Below are 16,538 nucleotides of genomic sequence, written 5' to 3'. Positions count from 1 at the left end.
TGAGCGATCAGGCCGGCTGCTCGACCAGCGCCGGGATCTTGGCGAAGCTGGGGTACTCGCTCGCCGCTTCCTCGTCGCACAGGTCGGCGTGCGACCCGTGGCCACCGAAGTAGATGTTGTACGCCACGGCCTTGCCCTCGACGTTGGCTCCGGTGAACCAGGAGTTCGCGTCCGCCGCGACGCTCGTGGCCGGCAGAGACTCGGCGATCTCGTTGCACAGCGCGGTCCACCCCTCCGCGGCCGCCTCTGTCGGGTGCATCGCCGCCTGGTCATGCTCGCGCATCCAGGAGATCGCGTCGCTGATCCAGCTGCCCTGGGCCTGCGCTCCGGGAGGAAGGTTGGAGAACGGGGTCTGCGGGCCGGCCACGGTGAACATGTTGGGGAAGCCCGGCACCGCCAGACCGAGATAGGTCTTCGGGCCATCGCTCCAGTACTCGTTGAGGTCCCGTCCACCGACGCCGCGGATCTGCATCCTGGTGAAGGCCCCGGTGATCGCGTCGAACCCGGTCGCCAGCACGATCATGTCGAACTCGTGCTCGCCGGCCGACGTCCGGATCCCGTTCTCGGTGAAGGCCTCGATCGGCGTCTCGCGCAGGTCCACGAGGCCGACGTTCGGCTTGTTGAACGCCTGGTAGTAGCCATCCGTGGTCGGGGGACGCTTGGCGCCGTACGGGTGGGTCGGCGTGAGCTTCGCCGCGAGCTCCGGGTCGTCGACCATCTCCTGGATCTTCCTGCGCATGAAGTCGCAGAGGAGGTCGTTGGCGGCCTTGTCCGTGGAGAGGTCGGAGAAGGCGTTGTAGAGCAGGGCGAAGCCGCCCTCCTCGAACTGCTGCTCGAAGACGCGCTCCCGCTCGTCCGGGGGTGTCTCGAGGGCGGAGCGCGTGGGCATCTCCCACGGCCAGCCCGCGGGGTGGTGACGCACGCGCTTCCAGATCGTGTCGTAGTCCTGACGGATCTCATCGAGCTCGGCCGCACCGACCGGGCGGTTGGGCGTCTTGGCGACCCAGTTCGCCGTGCGCTGGAAGACCGTCAGGCTGCCGACGCGGTCGGCGATGGTCGCCACCAGCTGCACACCGCTCGAGCCGGTGCCGATGACAGCGACCCGCTTGCCGGCGAAGTCGACCTCGTGGTGCGGCCACCGGGCGGTGTGGTGGACCTCGCCGCGGAACTTCTCGAGGCCGGGCGCGGTCGGCTGCAGGGGCGCGGAGACCAGCCCGAGCCCGGTGACGAAGTAGGTCGCCGAGACCGTCTCGCCGTGGTCGGTCTCGATGACCCATCGACCCGCGGCCTCGTCGTACACGGCCGAGGTCACCGAGGTCCCGAACGTGTAGTACTGCTCGAGATCGAAGCGGTCCGCGACGTGGCGCAGGTAGGCCAGCACCTCCGGCTGGCGCGGGTTGACCTCGCTGTAGCCCCACTCGTTGAGCAGGTCCCTGTCGAACGAGTAGCAGTAGGTCATGTGGAGCGAGTCGGTGCGCGCTCCCGGGTAGCGGTTCCAGGTCCAGACGCCGCCGACGCCCTCGGCAGCGTCGAACGCGCGGACCGACAGGCCCATGTCGGTCAGCCTCTTGGTCGCGTGGAGGCCGGAGAACCCGGCTCCGATCACGATCGCGTCCACCTCGCGGACGTTGGGTGCCTGTGCCATCGATCGTCCCTTTCGTGCTCACGGCCCGCCGGACTTCTGCCAAACGGTCGTTTGAAGAATAGGCATCGGATGTGACGTAGGTCAACCTCTTCGGAAGACCGGTGTCACTCGCCGCGAGCCCGGAGCAGTGGCCGCTTCCCCGCGACCCCTTCGGCCGCGGCGGCGACGTCACGAAGAGTGCGCTCAGCATGGGCGAGAGGGACGTACATCATCAGCTCGTCCACCCCCCTACGTCGGTACTCGTCGAACCGCTTGCGCACCTCGTCGACCGATCCGACGATCGCCGCGGATGGCAGCAGTGCCTCCACGACCTCGGGCGTCACGACGCCTTCGTCGAGCTCGTTGAGGCCGTCCATATGGCGACGGTGGATCGCCAGGTGACGCTCACGCTCGGGCACCGCTGACATCCGGTCCCTCCAGACCTGGCCGTTGGGAAGCGCGTCGTAGGACTGGTTCCGCTCGAACGCCACGTGGTGGTAGAGCGCCGGGAGCCAGGCCATCGTGTCCATCACCCGCTGGTCCCGCAGGGACTCCCCCTCCTCGAGCGCGAGCGCGTAGGCATGCACCGTCACCCACGGGAACGCCAGCTTCTCGTCGTCGAGCGACTCGAACTGAGAGCACATTCCGTCGCCGACAGCCCGCGCGACGCCGAGCCCCTTGGGGCCCTCCGCCGCCACGAGGACGGGTACGTCGAGGGGCCGCTCCGCGACGTACCCCTCACTGTGCAGCAGCTGCAGCACGTGACCCTGCCACTCGACGCGCTCCCCACGCATGAGCGCCTTCAACGCGACCACGAACTCCTCGACGTCGGCCCACCGCATCGGCTTCGGGTCGTCGAGTGCATAGCGGGCCGAGAACCCCGACCCCACCGACGCCGCGACCCGCCCCGGCGCGAGGGACTCCAGCTGGGCGATCGCGCTCGCGGTGACCACCGGGTGTCGCAGGCTCGGGATGATCATGCTGCCGAGCCCGATGCGCTTCGTGCGTTCGGCCGCGATCCCCAAGGTCATCCAGATGTCGCCGTAGATGGCCGGCGAGTCGAACAACCACGCTCGATGGAAGCCGAGCTCCTCGGCGAGGACGATCAGGTCAGGTGTCGCCTCCGAAGGGGCGAAGGCGACCGAGATGGCCATGGACGTTTCGGGGTCGCGCATCGGATCCACCACTTTCAATCGGTCGTTTGGTGGAAATATGACGCGCGTCACGCCGGAGGTCAACCCCCGTACGAGCGCGCCCCCGCCTTCCAGGGCGCGGACGTGCTGAGGTGAGGGGAGCCGCCGCGCCGGCATCGGGCCGGCCGCCAGCCCGTCGGGACGGTCGACCAGCGGTAGCTCGCTCGCAGCACCGAGGCCGGAACGCGAAGCGCCCCTGACCTGCTGTTCATGCAGGCCAGGGGCGCTTCTCGGTGCCGTGGCAGGTAGTGGATTCGAACCACTGTAGGCATTGCCGGCTGATTTACAGTCAGCTCCCTTTGGCCGCTCGGGCAACCTGCCGGGCTGTCGTCCGCGGGCCGTATCCGGGCCCTCGAAGGACCCTGAGTTGGCGCGTGGGCGACGACGCGAAACAATAGCGCAGCAGCCCCGCCGGACCGAAAACAGCGCAGGTGACACACATGGCCGACTCCTCCTTCGACATCGTCAGCAAGATCGACCGCCAAGAGGTCGACAACGCTCTCGGGCAGACCGCCCGGGAGATCGCAACCCGCTTCGACTTCAAGGGCACCGGCGCGACGATCGAGTGGAAGGGCGACGACGCGATCGAGATCAGCGCGTCCGCCGACGACCGCGCGAGCGCCGTGCTCAGCGTCTTCCAGGACAAGCTGATCAAGCGCAACCAGTCGCTCAAGATCCTCGACGCCTCCGAGCCCCGTCAGTCCGGCCAGGTGTCGAAGATCGGGATCGCCCTCAAGGAGGGCATCAGCTCCGAGGACGCCAAGAAGGTCTCCAAGCTGATCCGCGACGAGGGCCCCAAGGGCGTCAAGGCGCAGATCCAGGGCGACGAGCTGCGCATCTCCTCCAAGAAGCGCGACGACCTCCAGGCCGTCCAGGCGCTGGTCAAGGCGCAGGACTACGACTTCGCGGTGCAGTTCACCAACTACCGCTGACACCCCACCCTGATGCCCCGACCGGACCGCTACCTGGTCGGCGCGGTCACCGTCGCGGTCCTCATGGTCGCGCTCGTGATCGGCGTCGGCGTGGCGTTCGCGTACGACGCCGGCTCGTCACGCCGGCCGCCGTTGGCGGAGGCGACCGGCATCGCGCCGGCCGTCACCGACGCCGGCCCGGTCCAGCCCGCAACGCCCGACCGACCGGCGACGGCACCCGACCCCTACCGGCCCGACGACACCTGGTTGGCCCAGCTGGCCGGCCGGACGGGGATCCCGCTGCGCGCGCTCACGGCGTACGCGCGAGCGCACCTCCGGGCCGCCGCCGAGCAGCCCGGCTGCCGGGTGGCGTGGAACAGCCTGGCCGCGATCGGCGGCATCGAGTCCACACACGGCAGCGTCCACGACTCCGTCCTCGGGGAGGACGGTGTGGCCCGGCCGACGATCCTCGGCCCGGTACTCGACGGCGGCGCGTTCGGGGCCGTCCGCGACACCGACGACGGGGCTCTCGACGGCGACCGCGCCTGGGACCGGGCGATCGGGCCCCTGCAGTTCATCCCGTCCACCTGGGAGCGCTGGGGCGCCGACGGCGACGGCGACGGGGCGGCCGACCCCAACCAGATCGACGACGCGGCGCTGGCCGCCGCGCGCTACCTCTGCCACGCCGGCGACCTCGCCGACCCGGAGACCTGGCGACGCGCGATCTTCAGCTTCAACCACTCCGACGCCTATGTCGCCGACATCGCGAACCTGGCGAACGTCTACGCGTCCCGGGCCGCTTCCAGCTGATCCACGACGTACTCAGCGATAGCCAGGCTGGAGGTCGCTGCCGGCGACGGCGCGTTGCGGACCGCCGTGATCCCGTGGGCCCGGTGGATCACGAAGTCGTCCACCAGGGAGCCGTCCGCCTCGACGGCCTGGGCACGCAGGCCGAGACCGGCGCGGGTGACGTCCGCGGCGCCGATGGCGGGGACGTAGCACTGCGCCGCGCGCATGTACGCCGAGCGCGACAGCACGCCGCGCAGCTCGCCGGCCCCGGTGCGCCAGTGCCGGCGGGCGAAGCGCCAGAAGCCGCCGTAGCTCAGGGTGTCGGCGAGATCGTGGGGCGTGACCGATGCCCGACCGTAGCGGTCGCGGCTGAACGCGAGGAAGGCGTTCGGCCCCACCTCCAGGCCGCCGCCGACCCGGCGGGTGAAGTGCACGCCCAGGAACGGGTACGCCGGGTCGGGCACCGGGTAGACCATCCCGCGCACCAGGTCCTGCTTGGCTGGGGCGACCCGCATGTACTCGCCGCGGAAGGGCACGATCCGCGGCGTCACGGGCCCACCGACCAGCCGGCCCAGGCGGTCGGACTGGAGCCCGCCACAGAGCACCAGCTCGTCCACCCGGTGCCGCCCGGTCGCCGTGCCGACCTCGAGGCCTCCGGGCACCCGGTCGACGACGGTGACCTGGGCGCCGAGGTGCACCGCTCCTCCGGCCGCGACGATCTCCGCGGACAGCGCCTCGGCGACGGCGACGTAGTCGGTGATCGCCGTCCGCGGTGAGTGCAGCGCGGCGAGGCCGGCGGCGTGCGGCTCGACCTCGCCGATAGCCGCAGCGTCGAGGCGGCGCAGCCCCGGCACCCGGTTCTCGCGCGCGGTCCGCGCCAGCGCCTCGAACCGCGGCAGCTCGGCCTCGTCGACCGCGACGACCAGCTTGCCGCACTCGTCGTACGCGATGCCGTGCTCGGCGCAGTAGTCGCGCAGCAGCGCACGTCCGCGCGTGCACAGCTCCGCCTTGAGGCTGCCGGGCCGGTAGTAGATGCCGGCATGCACGACCCCGGAGTTGTGACCGGTCTGGTGGGTGGCGAGCCGCGTCTCCTTCTCCAGGACCACGACCGTGACGCCCGGTCGTCTGCGGACCAGCTCACGGCCGACGGCGAGACCGAGGATCCCGCCGCCGACGATCCCGATCGTGCCCGCACCCACGGAACCATCCTCCCCGATCCGGCAGCTCCGCCATGATGGGGCCATGAATCCCTCCGCGCGGATCGACATCGACGCACCGCTGGACGTCGTGTGGGAGGTCATGACCGACACCGAGCGGTACGCCGAGTGGAACCCCTTCGTCGAGCGGGCCGAGACCGCGCAACCGCCCCTCGTCGGCAACCCGATCGTGCTCCACGTCGTCTGGGCCACCGGGGGTCGCACCCGCTCCCCGGAGCGGATCACCGCCCTCGACGCTCCGACCACCGACCCCGCGACCGGTACGACGACCGCGCTGATGTCCTACGTCTACGAGGGCCTGCCCGCGAAGCTGGGGCTGGTCAAGGGGGTGCGCCACCAGCGCCTCACCCAGCGCCCCGGCGGCCCGACGACGTACGAGACCGTCGAGGAGTTCCGCGGCCCGCTCGTCCGCCTCGCCGGACCGGGGCGCGTGGCCGACGGATTCCGCCGCCACGCCGAGGGGCTCAAGGCGAAGGCGGAGCAGGCGGCTGCTTCGCGGCCGGAGGGATGAGCTCGGACGCGTTCCTCGCCGCCCACAGCGCGAACCCGAACACGGCAGCGCCGCAGACGATGTCGACGAGGACGTGGCCCTGGCGCCACCAGACCATGTCGGTCGCCCCGGGCACCGTGTAGTGGGCGATGCCGATCAGGCCGGACAGCGAGTACCCGGTGAGCGCGATCGCCGCGGTCGTGATGTGGCGCCGCAGCCACAGCAGCAGCCCCACCGCGCCGAAGGCGGTGAAGACGAACCAGCCGACGGCCACCAGGGTCGCGGACGGCGCGGGCACCGCCGCATCGGGACCGGGCACCGGGTAGTCGTCGTAGTTGACGTAGTTGTCGACGTAGTGGACGACCGACACCAGCACCGCGATCCCGAGCAGCCAGCACAGCACGCGTGTCGCCCGCAGATAGCTCACGCGCTCCAGACTAGGAGACGACCGCCTCCGGGCGTGGAACCCCGAACGCCGGCACGGTCGTCGCGCCCGTGGCGGGACTCAGCCACACCTGGCTGCCGAGCTCGAGGTCGAGGGCACGTGCGTGCGTGCGGGACAGGACGACGAGCACCGGCTCGGCCTGCCCCTCGATCTCGACGGTGAGCCGCACCTCGAAGCCCACCCGCAGCGCGCGGAGCACGACGCCGGGCGACGAGCCGGGCACCCCCGGGGAGACCGCGACCTCGATGTCGTGCGGACGCAGCCGCAGCGGCCCGAGCTGGGTCACCGCGCCGAGGAAGCCCATCACGAAGTCGTTGGCCGGCTCGTCGTAGAGCTGGTCCGGGCTGCCGATCTGCTCGATCCTGCCCTCGTTGATGACCACGATCTCGTCGGCGACCTCGAGCGCCTCCTCCTGGTCGTGGGTCACGAAGACCGTCGTCACGTGCACCTCGTCGTGCAGGCGCCGCAGCCAGTCCCGCAGCTCCTTGCGGACCTTCGCGTCGAGCGCGCCGAACGGCTCGTCCAGCAGGAGCACCGACGGCTCCACGGCGAGCGCGCGAGCGAGCGCGAGCCGCTGGCGCTGGCCGCCGGAGAGCTGCGAGGGCAGCCGGTGCGCGAACTGCGACAGGTGCACCAGCTCGAGGAGCTCGGCCACCTTCGTCTTCACCTCTGCCTTGGGGCGCTTGCGGATCTCCAGGCCGAAGGCGACGTTCTTGGCCACCGTCATGTGCTTGAACACGGCGTAGTGCTGGAAGACGAAGCCGACGTTGCGCTTCTGCGGCGGCAGCTTCGTGGCGTCCACGCCCTCGATCTCCACGGAGCCGCCGTCGGTGGACTCCAGGCCCGCGATGATCCGCAGCAGGGTGGACTTGCCGCCACCGCTGGGACCGAGCAGGGCGGTCAGCTGGCCCGTGGGCAGGGACACGTTGATGTCGTCGAGGGCGATGAAGTCGCCGTAGCGCTTGCCGACACCGCGTACTTCGATGCTCATGAGTGATCTTCCTTGCGAATGAGCGACACCACGACGAGGGCGAGCACGGAGGCCAGCACGAGCACGAAGGCAGCGGCGTACGCCGTGGGCTCCTCGTAGTTGGTGTAGCGGTTCTGGATGAGGAGGGTGGCGGTCTCGCCACGGAACTCGGCGCCGGGGCTGACGATCTTGACCGCTCCGAACTCGCCGAGCGAGCGGGCCATGCTCAGCACGACGCCGTACACGACCGCCCACTTGATGCTGGGCAGGGTGATCCGGCGGAAGGTCTGCCAGCCGTTGGCCCCGAGGCTGTGGGCGGCCATCTCGGCGTCGGCGCCGATCTCCTCGAGCACCGGCACGATCTCGCGGATCACCAGCGGAAGGCTGACGAAGGCCGTGGCCATGATCAGTCCCGGCGTGGTCCCGATGACGTAGAAGCCGACCGAGGCCAGCGCCTCACCGAACCAGCCCTTGCCCGTGCTGTAGGCGAGCACCAGCGCCAGGCCGACGACCACCGGCGAGACCGACATCGGCAGGTCGACGAGCACCGAGAGGATGCGCCGGCCGGGGAACTGGTAGCGGACGAGGAGCAGCGAGATCCCCACGCCGAAGAGCGTGTTGATGACCACGGCCCAGAACGCCACGGTGACGGTCAGGTTGAACGCGTAGGTCACCGACGGGTCGCTGAGTCGCTCCCAGAAGGCCCCGACGCCGCCCTCGTCGCCGACGTCCGCCGGGGCGAAGGTCTGCTTGGCGACCTCGAAGAGGGGCCAGATCACCAGCACGGCGAGATAGGCGATCACGAACGCCCGCAGCAGGTAGGTCACGGGCCCCTTGCGGGCCCGGATCTGTCGGGTGTCAGCCACGGCGGGCCACCCGCCTCGAGATCACGTCGAGGATCACGATCGTGACGATGGCGACGACCAGCAGCAGGACGGCGACGGCCGCGGCCCCGGCCTGGTTGTCCCCCTCGAGGAACTTGAGGATCTTCAGCGACGCGACCTCGGTCTCGTAGGGCGTGTTGCCCGAGATGAGCACCAGCGAGCCGAACTCGCTGATCGCCCGCGCGAAGCCCAGGGACGAGCCGGCCGCGATCGCCGGCACCAGGCTGGGCAGGATGATCCGCCGGAAGGTGGTGACCCGCGACGCGCCGAGGGACGCCGCCGCCTCCTCGACGTCGGCGTCGAGCTCGATGAGCACCGGCTGGACGGTGCGGACGACGAACGGCAGGGTCACGAACAGCAGCGCCAGGAAGATGCCCTGCCGGGTGTTCACGATGTTGATGCCCATCGGGCTCTCGGGTCCCCAGAGGCTGAGCAGGACCAGGCCGGCGACGATGGTCGGGAGCGCGAACGGGATGTCGATGACGACGTCGAGGATCCGCTTGCCCGGGAACTGGTCGCGGACCAGCACCCAGGCGACGATGGTGCCGATCACGGCGTTCACCGCCGTCACCAGCAGTGCCTCGACCACGGTCAGGCGCAACGCCGCGAAGGTCTGGGCGTCGGTCAGGGTGTTCCAGAAGCGGTCGAACCCACCGTCGGCGGCAGCCCCCACGACCGCCGCGAGGGGCAGGAGGACGAGGATGCTGAACCAGACCAGCGCGACGCCCAGCCCCACCCCCGACGTGGGGGTGAGGCGGAACGGCCCGCCGGACCGGCTCGTCCTACGAGCCGGTCCAGGGGGCGCGACGAGGGTGTCCGTCACTGCTTGGTCGCTTCGGCGTACAGCTGGTCGAAGCGGAGCTTCTCGCCGTCCTTGCCGAACCACTCCGCGTTGATGGCGCTCCAGCCGCCGAGGTCGGCGGCGGTGCTCAGCGACGTCGGGGTCGGGAACGGGGCGGCCGGGTCGTTGGCCCCTTCGACCTCGATGCCGGAGATGTCCAGGTCCCCGACGGGCCGGAAGCCCTTCGACACGAAGGCGGTCTGGCCCTCGTCGCTGAGGATGAAGTCCAGCCAGTCCTGCGCGACCGGGCTGGCGTCCTTCAGGACCGCGCCCGGGTTCTCGATGAGGAAGGTGTGGTCCGGAACGATGTAGTCCAGGTCCTCGCCGTTCTGCTTCGCGAGGATGGCCTCGTTCTCATAGGTGAGCAGCACGTTGCCGACACCCTTCTTGAAGGCCTCGGTCGCCTCGCGGCCGCTGGCGGCCCAGGTGGTGACGTTGCCGAAGACCTTCTTCAAGAAGGCGTCCGCCTCCTCCTCGGTCGCGCCGTTCTGCTTGGCGTAGGTGTAGAGCGCGAGGATGTTCCACTTCGCCGAGCCGGAGCTGGCCGGGTCCGGGGTGACGATCTTGACGTCGTCGCGGGTCAGGTCGTCCCAGTCCTCGATGCCGAGCGGGTTGCCCGACTCGGTCGCGATCACGGCGACCGAGCTGGAGACGATGCCCTGGGTCGGGCCGGCGTTCCAGTCGTCGGCGACGAGGCCGGCGTCGACCAGCCGGGTCAGATCGGGCTCGAGGGAGAAGACGACGTAGTCGACGTCCTTGCCCTTGGTGTCCACGACCTTGCGGCTCTGGTCGCCCGAGGCGCCGTACGAGCCGGAGAAGGACACGTCCTTGCCCGCCTCGGTCTTGTTGAACTCCGCGGCGGCGGCCTTGTTGCCTGCCTCCGGCACGGCGAAGCCGACGATGTTGACCCGCTCCCCGTCGTCGCTGCCGCTCCCGCTGCCGCCGTCGGCGCTCGCGCAGGCGGTCAGCGCCAACGCTCCGGTGACCGCCAGGGCCGCGGCCTTGATGACTCGCTTCATCGCACTCATTCCTTGCTGTTCGGGCCGGCCTCTCGGGGGCCAGTTCCATCAAACTAGACTGGAATAATACATATTAGCGAGTTAAGCGACTCGCTCTTAGACAAATCGACGAGTCGTCATGGCCGACATCACAGACCGGCGGCACTCCCGGGAGCGCCCATCAGGCGGCACGGCGACCGGTACGCCGGGGCGGCGGACTATCGTGGTGAGCGTTCGTCGAGCCGCATCGATCGGGGCGGCCGGCGCGAGCGGGACAGGTGCCCACCCAAAAAGTGGAACGTGTTCTAGATTGGCTCTAGAATCGGCTCACCTGAAGCTGTCATCGCGCGCGAGGCTTCCGTCGATGTCGAGAGAAGTGGAGCAGGTGTGAGCCAGACCAAGCAGGTCAAGCAGCTGGACCGGGTGATCATCCGGTTCGCCGGGGACTCCGGCGATGGCATGCAGTTGACCGGTGACCGGTTCACCCAGGAGTCGGCCGTGTTCGGCAACGACTTGGTGACCCTGCCCAACTTCCCCGCCGAGATCCGCGCCCCCCAGGGCACGATCCCCGGGGTCAGCTCGTTCCAGATCCACTTCGCCGACCACGACATCCTGACCGCGGGCGACCGGCCCGACGTGCTGGTCGCGATGAACCCGGCGGCGTTGAAGGCCAACCTGGCCGACCTGCCCAAGGGCGCGACGATCATCGTGGACTCCCACGACTTCACCAAGCGCAACCTCGAGAAGGCCGGCTACGCCACCAACCCGCTCGACAAGCTCGGCGAGGTCGACGACCCGCTGGCCGGCTTCCAGGTCCAGCCCGTCGACCTCACCGGCATCACGGTCGCGGCCGTGGCCGAGTTCGGGCTGTCCCGCAAGGACGCCGCCCGGGCCAAGAACATGTTCGCCCTCGGCCTGCTGTCGTGGATGTACGGCCGCCCGACCGAGCCGACCATCGCCTTCCTGGAGCGCAAGTTCGCGAAGGTCGCCGACATCCTCGGCGCCAACATCGCCGCGTTCAAGGCCGGCTGGAACTACGGCGAGACGACCGAGACGTTCGTCGTCCAGTACGAGATCAAGCCCGCCAAGATGCGGTCCGGGACCTACCGCAACATCACCGGCAACCTGGCGCTGTCCTACGGCCTGGTCGCCGCCGGTGTCCGGTCGAAGCTTCCCGTGTTCCTGGGGTCCTACCCGATCACCCCGGCCTCCGACATCCTCCACGAGCTCAGCAAGCACAAGGGCTTCGGCGTGACCACGCTGCAGGCGGAGGACGAGATCGCCGGCATCGGCGCCGCCATCGGCGCCGCCTTCGCGGGCTCCCTCGGCGTGACCACCACCTCCGGGCCCGGCATCGCGTTGAAGTCCGAGGCGATCGGCCTGGCCGTGATGACCGAGCTCCCCCTGGTCGTGATCAACGTCCAACGCGGCGGGCCCTCCACCGGCCTGCCCACCAAGACCGAGCAGGCCGACCTGCTCCAGGCCATGTACGGCCGCAACGGCGAGGCACCGGTCCCGATCGTGGCCCCCCAGTCGCCCGGCGACTGCTTCGCCGCGGCCGTCGAGGCCGCCCGGATCGCGATCACCTACCGCACGCCGGTCTTCCTGCTCTCCGACGGCTACCTCGCCAACGGCTCCGAGCCGTGGGAGATCCCGGACGTCGCGGACCTCCCGCTCATCGACGCGGACTTCGCGACCGGCCCCAACCACGACACCGGGACCCTCGACGCCGACGGCAACCCCGAGAGGGACTTCTGGCCCTACCTGCGCGACGAGGAGACCCTGGCCCGGCCGTGGGCCGTCCCCGGCACCGCCGGTCTCGAGCACCGCATCGGCGGCCTCGAGAAGGGAGAGGGCCACGGCAACATCTCCTACGACTCGGCCAACCACGACCGGATGGTCCGGATCCGCCAGGAGAAGGTCGACCGGATCGCCGACGGCCTCCCGCCGCTCGAGATCGACGACCCCTCGGGCGAGGCGAAGGTCCTCGTGATCGGCTGGGGATCGACGTACGGCCCGATCGGTGCCGCCTGCCGCCGGGTCCGCCGCGCGGGCCACAACGTGGCCCAGGTCCACCTGCGCCACCTCAACCCGTTCCCCAAGGACCTCGGGACGATCCTGAAGTCCTACGACAAGGTGCTGGTCCCCGAGATGAACCTCGGCCAGCTCTCCAAGATGCTCCGCGCGGAGTACCTCGTCGACGCGATCGGCTACAACCACGTCTACGGCCTGCCGCTCAAGGCCGCCGAGCTCGCCGAGGCCGTCGGCGCACTCGTCGGCGAGGCCGAGGGCAGGGACGTCGATCTCGGCGAGCACGGACTCAACCCCCCTGCCGACCACGAGGAGGCACCCGTCAAATGACGACCATCGATCTTCCGCTCCCCGGTGCCCGCACCGGCACCGAGCTGGTACCCGCCGTCGAGGAGGGCGTGACCCAGACCGCGAAGGAGTTCACCTCCGACCAGGAGGTCCGCTGGTGCCCCGGCTGCGGCGACTACGCCGTCCTCAAAGCCGTCCAGTCCTTCCTCCCCGACCTCGGCCTACGCCGCGAGAACATCGTCTTCGTCTCCGGCATCGGCTGCTCCAGCCGCTTCCCCTACTACCTCGACACCTACGGCATGCACTCCATCCACGGCCGAGCACCCTCCATCGCCACCGGCATCGCCACCGCCCGCGAAGACCTCTCCGTCTGGGTCGTCACCGGCGACGGCGACGCCCTCTCCATCGGCGGCAACCACCTCATCCACGCCCTACGCCGCAACGTCAACATGACCATCCTGCTCTTCAACAACCGCATCTACGGCCTCACCAAGGGCCAGTACTCCCCCACCAGCGAGGTCGGCAAGGTCACCAAGTCCACGCCGGTCGGCTCGGTGGACCACCCGTTCAACCCGGTGTCCCTCGCCCTCGGCGCCGAGGCCACCTTCGTCGCGCGGACCATCGACTCCGACCGCAAGCACCTCACCGCCGTGCTCGCCGCCGCCGCCGCCCACCGCGGCACTTCGTTCGTCGAGATCTACCAGAACTGCCCGATCTTCAACGACGGCGCCTTCGACGCCATCAAGGGCATGGGCGAGCACAAGGGCGAGAAGGAACACGCGATCATCCCGCTCACCCACGGCCAGCCGATCACCTTCGGCGCGCTCGACGAGGCGACCGGCCTGGGCGACAAGGCCCTGGTCCGCGCCGCGTCCGGCGGCGTCGACGTCGCCGACACCGCGACCGTGCCCGCCGACGCGATCCTCGTCCACGACGCCCACAACGCCGACCCGTCCACGGCGTTCGCGATCTCCCGGCTCACCGACGCGGGCTACCTCAACCGCAGCCCGATCGGCATCTTCCGCCAGGTCGACCGCCCGACGTACGACGACCAGGCGCGCGCCCAGGTCGCCACCGCCACGGAGGCGGTCGCCGGCCAGGGGACGCCCGAGGAGCGCCTCACCGCGCTCATCAACGCCGGCGACACCTGGACCGTCGACTGACCGACGGGCAGGCCAGGGGTGCCCCGGCCGCCACGGACAAAAAGCGAAGCGCCGCCGAGCAGATGCTCGGCGGCGCTTCGCTTGGTGGTCACCGCATTCAGCGGCGGGTGACCGTGAACTTGAAGCTGGCCTTGGCGTAGACCGCGTCGCCCTTGGCGACGACCTTGTACTTGGTCTTCTTGCCCTTCTCGGCGCGGACGAAGACCTTCTTGGTGAGACCGTCGCCCTTGGTCTTGACCTTGGCGATGCGGGCCCAGCGGCCGTTGCGCTTGACGTAGACCTTCATCTTGACGCCCGCGGCGAGCGGGTCGGTCGCGAACTTGGCCCAGAGGCGCTTGCCGTAGCAGCCGGCCTCGGGATGCGGGCCGCAGTCGCCGATGAGGACCGCGCGCGGCGTGACGCCCTTGGCCGCGACGACCTGGCCCGGCTGGACCTGGATGGAATCGGCCTGAGCAGCCGTCGGTGCGAGCGTCAGCCCCAGCAGGGCAGCCGTGAAGGCGGCCACCAGGACGGACATGGTGCGAACGAATCGCATAGGGACTCCCCCTCGTGATCAGGATCGTTGGTGGACACGGCCTTCGTGCCCGCCCGGGCGCGACCTGAAACCACCTCGCTCCCACGAGCCGGATCACGCCGCTAGGGTCCCAGTGTGTCGGACCAACGCCGGGGACTCGCGCTCGGGTTCCTCGCCTACATGCTCTGGGGTGCCTTTCCCCTGTACTGGCCCCTGCTCAAACCCAGCGGCGCGGTCGAGATCCTGGCCCATCGGATCGTCTGGTCGCTGGTCGTCATGGGCCTGCTGCTCGTGGCCCTGCGGCGGACGGCGGCACTGCGCGCCGTGCTGCGCGACCGTCGTACGACGCTGCTGCTCCTCGTCGCCGCCGCGACGATCACCGCCAACTGGGGCACCTACATCTACGCCGTCAACAGCGATCGCGTGGTGGAGGGCTCATTGGGCTACTTCATCAACCCGCTGGTGACCGTGCTGATGGGTGTGCTGCTCCTCGGGGAGCGGCTCCGACCGATCCAGTGGGGCGCGCTCGGCATCGGGTTCGTCGCGGTGATCGTACTGACCGTCGACTACGGTCGACCACCGGTGATCGCCCTGGTGCTGGCGATCTCGTTCGGCACCTACGGGCTCGCGAAGAAGTCCGCCGGGGTCGGCGCCATCGAGAGCCTCGCCTTCGAGACCGCGGTCCTCGCGCCCTTCGCGCTGACCTATCTGGTGTGGCTCGGAGGCGCCGGCCGCGCGCACTTCACCAGCGAGGGCGCCGGTCATGTCGCCCTCCTCGTCACGAGCGGGATCATCACGGCGGTGCCCCTGCTGTGCTTCAGCGGGGCCGCGACCCGGGTGTCGATGACCAGCCTCGGGCTGCTGCAGTACCTCACCCCGGTCCTGCAGTTCGCGCTCGGGATCACGCTGGTGGGCGAGCACATGCCGCCGGGTCGGTGGGTCGGGTTCGGCCTGGTCTGGCTGGCCCTCATCGCGTTCACCGCCGACGCCCTGCGCCACCGGCGTCGCCAGCTGGCCCGCGCGGCGGAGTCCTGCGCCGTCTGAACCGCCTCAGCGGCCCTGGAGGGACGGCGGGTCAGGCGCTGACCTCACTCCGGGCGTGTGAGGACGTCGAGGAACTCGTGATTGACGAACAGCAGCTCGCGCCCCACCTTCGCCTCGTGGAGGAGGCCCGCGCTGACGAGCGCATGCAGCCAGGTCGAGGCAGTCTGCCGCGACACATCACACCGGTCGACGACAGCGCCGATACGGCAGTAGGGCTGCTCGAACAAGACCGACAGGAACTGGGCATCGCGACCCCCCGGCGTGGCCGCACGCGCCCTCTCGGCGATCTCGTCCTGGCAGGCGCGGATCGAGCCGATCTTCCGCGTGGTCGAGGTTGCCGACTCCCGCACGACCTCCAACATGTAGCACACCCACTCGGGCCAGGCGCCCTCGGCGCTGACTGCGCGCAGGAGACGGTAGTAGTCGTTCTTCCGCGCGATGATCGACCGGGAGAGGTAGAGGATCGGCTCGTCCAGCAGGCCGGACTGGATGAGCATGAGGATGTTGATGACGCGACCCGTCCGCCCGTTGCCGTCGTGGAACGGATGGATCGCCTCGAACTGATAGTGGGCGACGGCCATCCGGACCAACGGATCGAGGTCCTCCTCGCCGTGGACGAATCGCTCCCAGGCGGCCAGCTTCTCGCGAATCACCTCGGCTCCCTCGGGTGGCGCGTAGACCACCTCACGGGTGCTCGGGTTGACGATCCTGGTACCGGGAACCGCCCGAATGTCCATGTCCCGCCCCTGAAGGCGAGAGCAGATGGCAGCTGCCGTCGTCGCGGAGAGCGGCCGGTTCCGAATGGCGTCGACCCCCGCGAAGAGGGCGGTGCGGTAGCGCAGCGCCTCCTTGGTCGCATGGTCACCGCCGCCCGAGTCGACGTGCTTGAACAGCTCATCTGCCGTGGTGACGATGTTCTCGATCTCTGAGCTCGCTTGCGCCTCGAGCAGCGGGACCGCATGGATCAGGACGTGCGGGTTCGGCAGGAGTCGCCCCGCCTGGGCCAGGGTCGCAAGCGCCGCGCGTGCCTCGATCGCCAGCTTCAGCACATGCTTCGGCTCGAGGTCCAGCCCCTCGGGAGGCAACGCGGGGAGATCGTTGAACGGGATCTCGGGGTTCCACGCCATACGTCAACT

Annotated in this window: 16 protein-coding genes and 1 tRNA gene; 6 read left to right on the top strand and 11 right to left on the bottom strand. The window is 69.8% G+C overall.

The features are described from left to right. Window positions 1-7: 7 nt before the first annotated feature. From KVF89_RS14130 to KVF89_RS14120, 3 genes are all read right to left on the bottom strand, one after another. Window positions 8-1,645 carry a flavin-containing monooxygenase gene (locus KVF89_RS14130; RefSeq protein WP_257426373.1) on the bottom strand — a complete coding sequence of 546 codons (1,638 nt, stop codon included), beginning with the start codon at window positions 1,643-1,645 and terminating at the stop codon, window positions 8-10. Window positions 1,646-1,749: 104 nt separating this feature from the next. Further along, window positions 1,750-2,799, bottom strand: a complete 1,050-nt coding sequence (locus tag KVF89_RS14125; protein WP_257426371.1) for an LLM class flavin-dependent oxidoreductase — start codon at window positions 2,797-2,799, stop codon at window positions 1,750-1,752. 257 nt (window positions 2,800-3,056) lie between these two features. Next, window positions 3,057-3,138: transfer RNA gene (locus KVF89_RS14120), tRNA-Tyr, on the bottom strand. Between the two features lie 119 nt (window positions 3,139-3,257). Between KVF89_RS14120 and KVF89_RS14115 the strand changes: the two genes are divergently transcribed. Together KVF89_RS14115 and KVF89_RS14110 are read left to right on the top strand one after the other, a co-directional pair. Continuing rightward, window positions 3,258-3,749, top strand: a complete 492-nt coding sequence (locus KVF89_RS14115) for a YajQ family cyclic di-GMP-binding protein (RefSeq protein WP_257426370.1) — start codon at window positions 3,258-3,260, stop codon at window positions 3,747-3,749. 12 nt (window positions 3,750-3,761) lie between these two features. Beyond that, complete coding sequence (locus KVF89_RS14110) at window positions 3,762-4,538, top strand: lytic murein transglycosylase (protein WP_257426369.1); 777 nt, start codon at window positions 3,762-3,764, stop codon at window positions 4,536-4,538. On the opposite strand, the gene lhgD is transcribed toward KVF89_RS14110, so the two are convergent. After that, the gene (lhgD, locus tag KVF89_RS14105) at window positions 4,511-5,716 is read right to left on the bottom strand and encodes an L-2-hydroxyglutarate dehydrogenase (RefSeq protein WP_257426367.1); all 1,206 of its coding nucleotides are present in this window, start codon (window positions 5,714-5,716) and stop codon (window positions 4,511-4,513) included. The genes KVF89_RS14110 and lhgD overlap by 28 nt on opposite strands. Before the next feature lie 43 nt (window positions 5,717-5,759). On the opposite strand from lhgD, the gene KVF89_RS14100 reads away from it, so the two are divergent. Next, the gene (locus KVF89_RS14100; protein WP_257426365.1) at window positions 5,760-6,245 is read left to right on the top strand and encodes an SRPBCC domain-containing protein; all 486 of its coding nucleotides are present in this window, start codon (window positions 5,760-5,762) and stop codon (window positions 6,243-6,245) included. On the opposite strand, the gene KVF89_RS14095 is transcribed toward KVF89_RS14100, so the two are convergent. Genes KVF89_RS14095 through KVF89_RS14075 form a run of 5 tightly spaced genes read right to left on the bottom strand, consistent with a single transcriptional unit; the run spans window position 6,199 to window position 10,383 of the window. Next, window positions 6,199-6,651, bottom strand: coding sequence for a hypothetical protein (locus tag KVF89_RS14095; protein WP_257426364.1), 453 nt, complete (start codon window positions 6,649-6,651; stop codon window positions 6,199-6,201). The genes KVF89_RS14100 and KVF89_RS14095 overlap by 47 nt on opposite strands. A 10-nt stretch (window positions 6,652-6,661) precedes the next feature. Further along, a complete protein-coding gene (locus KVF89_RS14090) occupies window positions 6,662-7,660 on the bottom strand; it encodes a sulfate/molybdate ABC transporter ATP-binding protein (protein ID WP_257426362.1) in 999 nt (332 codons plus the stop codon). Further along, window positions 7,657-8,505, bottom strand: coding sequence for a sulfate ABC transporter permease (locus KVF89_RS14085; RefSeq protein ID WP_257426361.1), 849 nt, complete (start codon window positions 8,503-8,505; stop codon window positions 7,657-7,659). The genes KVF89_RS14090 and KVF89_RS14085 overlap by 4 nt, the downstream gene beginning before the upstream one ends. Beyond that, window positions 8,498-9,346 (bottom strand): sulfate ABC transporter permease subunit CysT, encoded by an 849-nt coding sequence (gene cysT / locus KVF89_RS14080; protein WP_257426359.1) that lies wholly within the window; start codon window positions 9,344-9,346, stop codon window positions 8,498-8,500. Before cysT ends, KVF89_RS14085 begins: the two co-directional genes overlap by 8 nt. Further along, window positions 9,343-10,383, bottom strand: coding sequence for an extracellular solute-binding protein (locus KVF89_RS14075; protein WP_257426358.1), 1,041 nt, complete (start codon window positions 10,381-10,383; stop codon window positions 9,343-9,345). Before KVF89_RS14075 ends, cysT begins: the two co-directional genes overlap by 4 nt. A 321-nt stretch (window positions 10,384-10,704) precedes the next feature. On the opposite strand from KVF89_RS14075, the gene KVF89_RS14070 reads away from it, so the two are divergent. After that, window positions 10,705-12,723, top strand: a complete 2,019-nt coding sequence (locus KVF89_RS14070; protein WP_372497935.1) for a 2-oxoacid:acceptor oxidoreductase subunit alpha — start codon at window positions 10,705-10,707, stop codon at window positions 12,721-12,723. After that, a complete protein-coding gene (locus KVF89_RS14065; RefSeq protein ID WP_257426353.1) occupies window positions 12,720-13,844 on the top strand; it encodes a 2-oxoacid:ferredoxin oxidoreductase subunit beta in 1,125 nt (374 codons plus the stop codon). The genes KVF89_RS14070 and KVF89_RS14065 overlap by 4 nt, the downstream gene beginning before the upstream one ends. A gap of 97 nt (window positions 13,845-13,941) precedes the next feature. Here KVF89_RS14065 and KVF89_RS14060 read toward each other — a convergent pair whose 3' ends face one another. Continuing rightward, window positions 13,942-14,379 carry a hypothetical protein gene (locus KVF89_RS14060; protein WP_257426352.1) on the bottom strand — a complete coding sequence of 146 codons (438 nt, stop codon included), beginning with the start codon at window positions 14,377-14,379 and terminating at the stop codon, window positions 13,942-13,944. A 114-nt stretch (window positions 14,380-14,493) separates the two neighbouring features. On the opposite strand from KVF89_RS14060, the gene rarD reads away from it, so the two are divergent. Continuing rightward, the gene (rarD, locus tag KVF89_RS14055; protein WP_257426350.1) at window positions 14,494-15,402 is read left to right on the top strand and encodes an EamA family transporter RarD; all 909 of its coding nucleotides are present in this window, start codon (window positions 14,494-14,496) and stop codon (window positions 15,400-15,402) included. A 44-nt stretch (window positions 15,403-15,446) separates the two neighbouring features. Here rarD and KVF89_RS14050 read toward each other — a convergent pair whose 3' ends face one another. Further along, entirely contained in the window at window positions 15,447-16,529 is a 1,083-nt protein-coding gene (locus KVF89_RS14050) for a Fic family protein (protein ID WP_257426348.1), read from the bottom strand. Window positions 16,530-16,538 lie beyond the last annotated feature (9 nt).

It is taken from the genome of Nocardioides carbamazepini (assembly GCF_024614185.1).
Taxonomy (GTDB): domain Bacteria; phylum Actinomycetota; class Actinomycetes; order Propionibacteriales; family Nocardioidaceae; genus Nocardioides; species Nocardioides carbamazepini.
The sequence above is the reverse complement of the archived record's forward strand: the minus strand, read 5'-3'. Positions and strand labels throughout refer to the sequence as shown.

What these genes read in the sequence shown, in the direction of transcription:
- KVF89_RS14125 (WP_257426371.1), bottom strand. Translation starts at nt 2,799, where the DNA reads ATGCGCGACCCCGAAACGTCCATGGCCATCTCGGTCGCCTTCGCCCCT.
- KVF89_RS14110 (WP_257426369.1), top strand. Translation starts at nt 3,762, where the DNA reads ATGCCCCGACCGGACCGCTACCTGGTCGGCGCGGTCACCGTCGCGGTC.
- KVF89_RS14090 (WP_257426362.1), bottom strand. Translation starts at nt 7,660, where the DNA reads ATGAGCATCGAAGTACGCGGTGTCGGCAAGCGCTACGGCGACTTCATC.
- KVF89_RS14065 (WP_257426353.1), top strand. Translation starts at nt 12,720, where the DNA reads ATGACGACCATCGATCTTCCGCTCCCCGGTGCCCGCACCGGCACCGAG.
- KVF89_RS14115 (WP_257426370.1), top strand. Translation starts at nt 3,258, where the DNA reads ATGGCCGACTCCTCCTTCGACATCGTCAGCAAGATCGACCGCCAAGAG.
- KVF89_RS14100 (WP_257426365.1), top strand. Translation starts at nt 5,760, where the DNA reads ATGAATCCCTCCGCGCGGATCGACATCGACGCACCGCTGGACGTCGTG.
- KVF89_RS14060 (WP_257426352.1), bottom strand. Translation starts at nt 14,379, where the DNA reads ATGCGATTCGTTCGCACCATGTCCGTCCTGGTGGCCGCCTTCACGGCT.
- KVF89_RS14050 (WP_257426348.1), bottom strand. Translation starts at nt 16,529, where the DNA reads ATGGCGTGGAACCCCGAGATCCCGTTCAACGATCTCCCCGCGTTGCCT.
- KVF89_RS14075 (WP_257426358.1), bottom strand. Translation starts at nt 10,383, where the DNA reads ATGAAGCGAGTCATCAAGGCCGCGGCCCTGGCGGTCACCGGAGCGTTG.
- KVF89_RS14130 (WP_257426373.1), bottom strand. Translation starts at nt 1,645, where the DNA reads ATGGCACAGGCACCCAACGTCCGCGAGGTGGACGCGATCGTGATCGGA.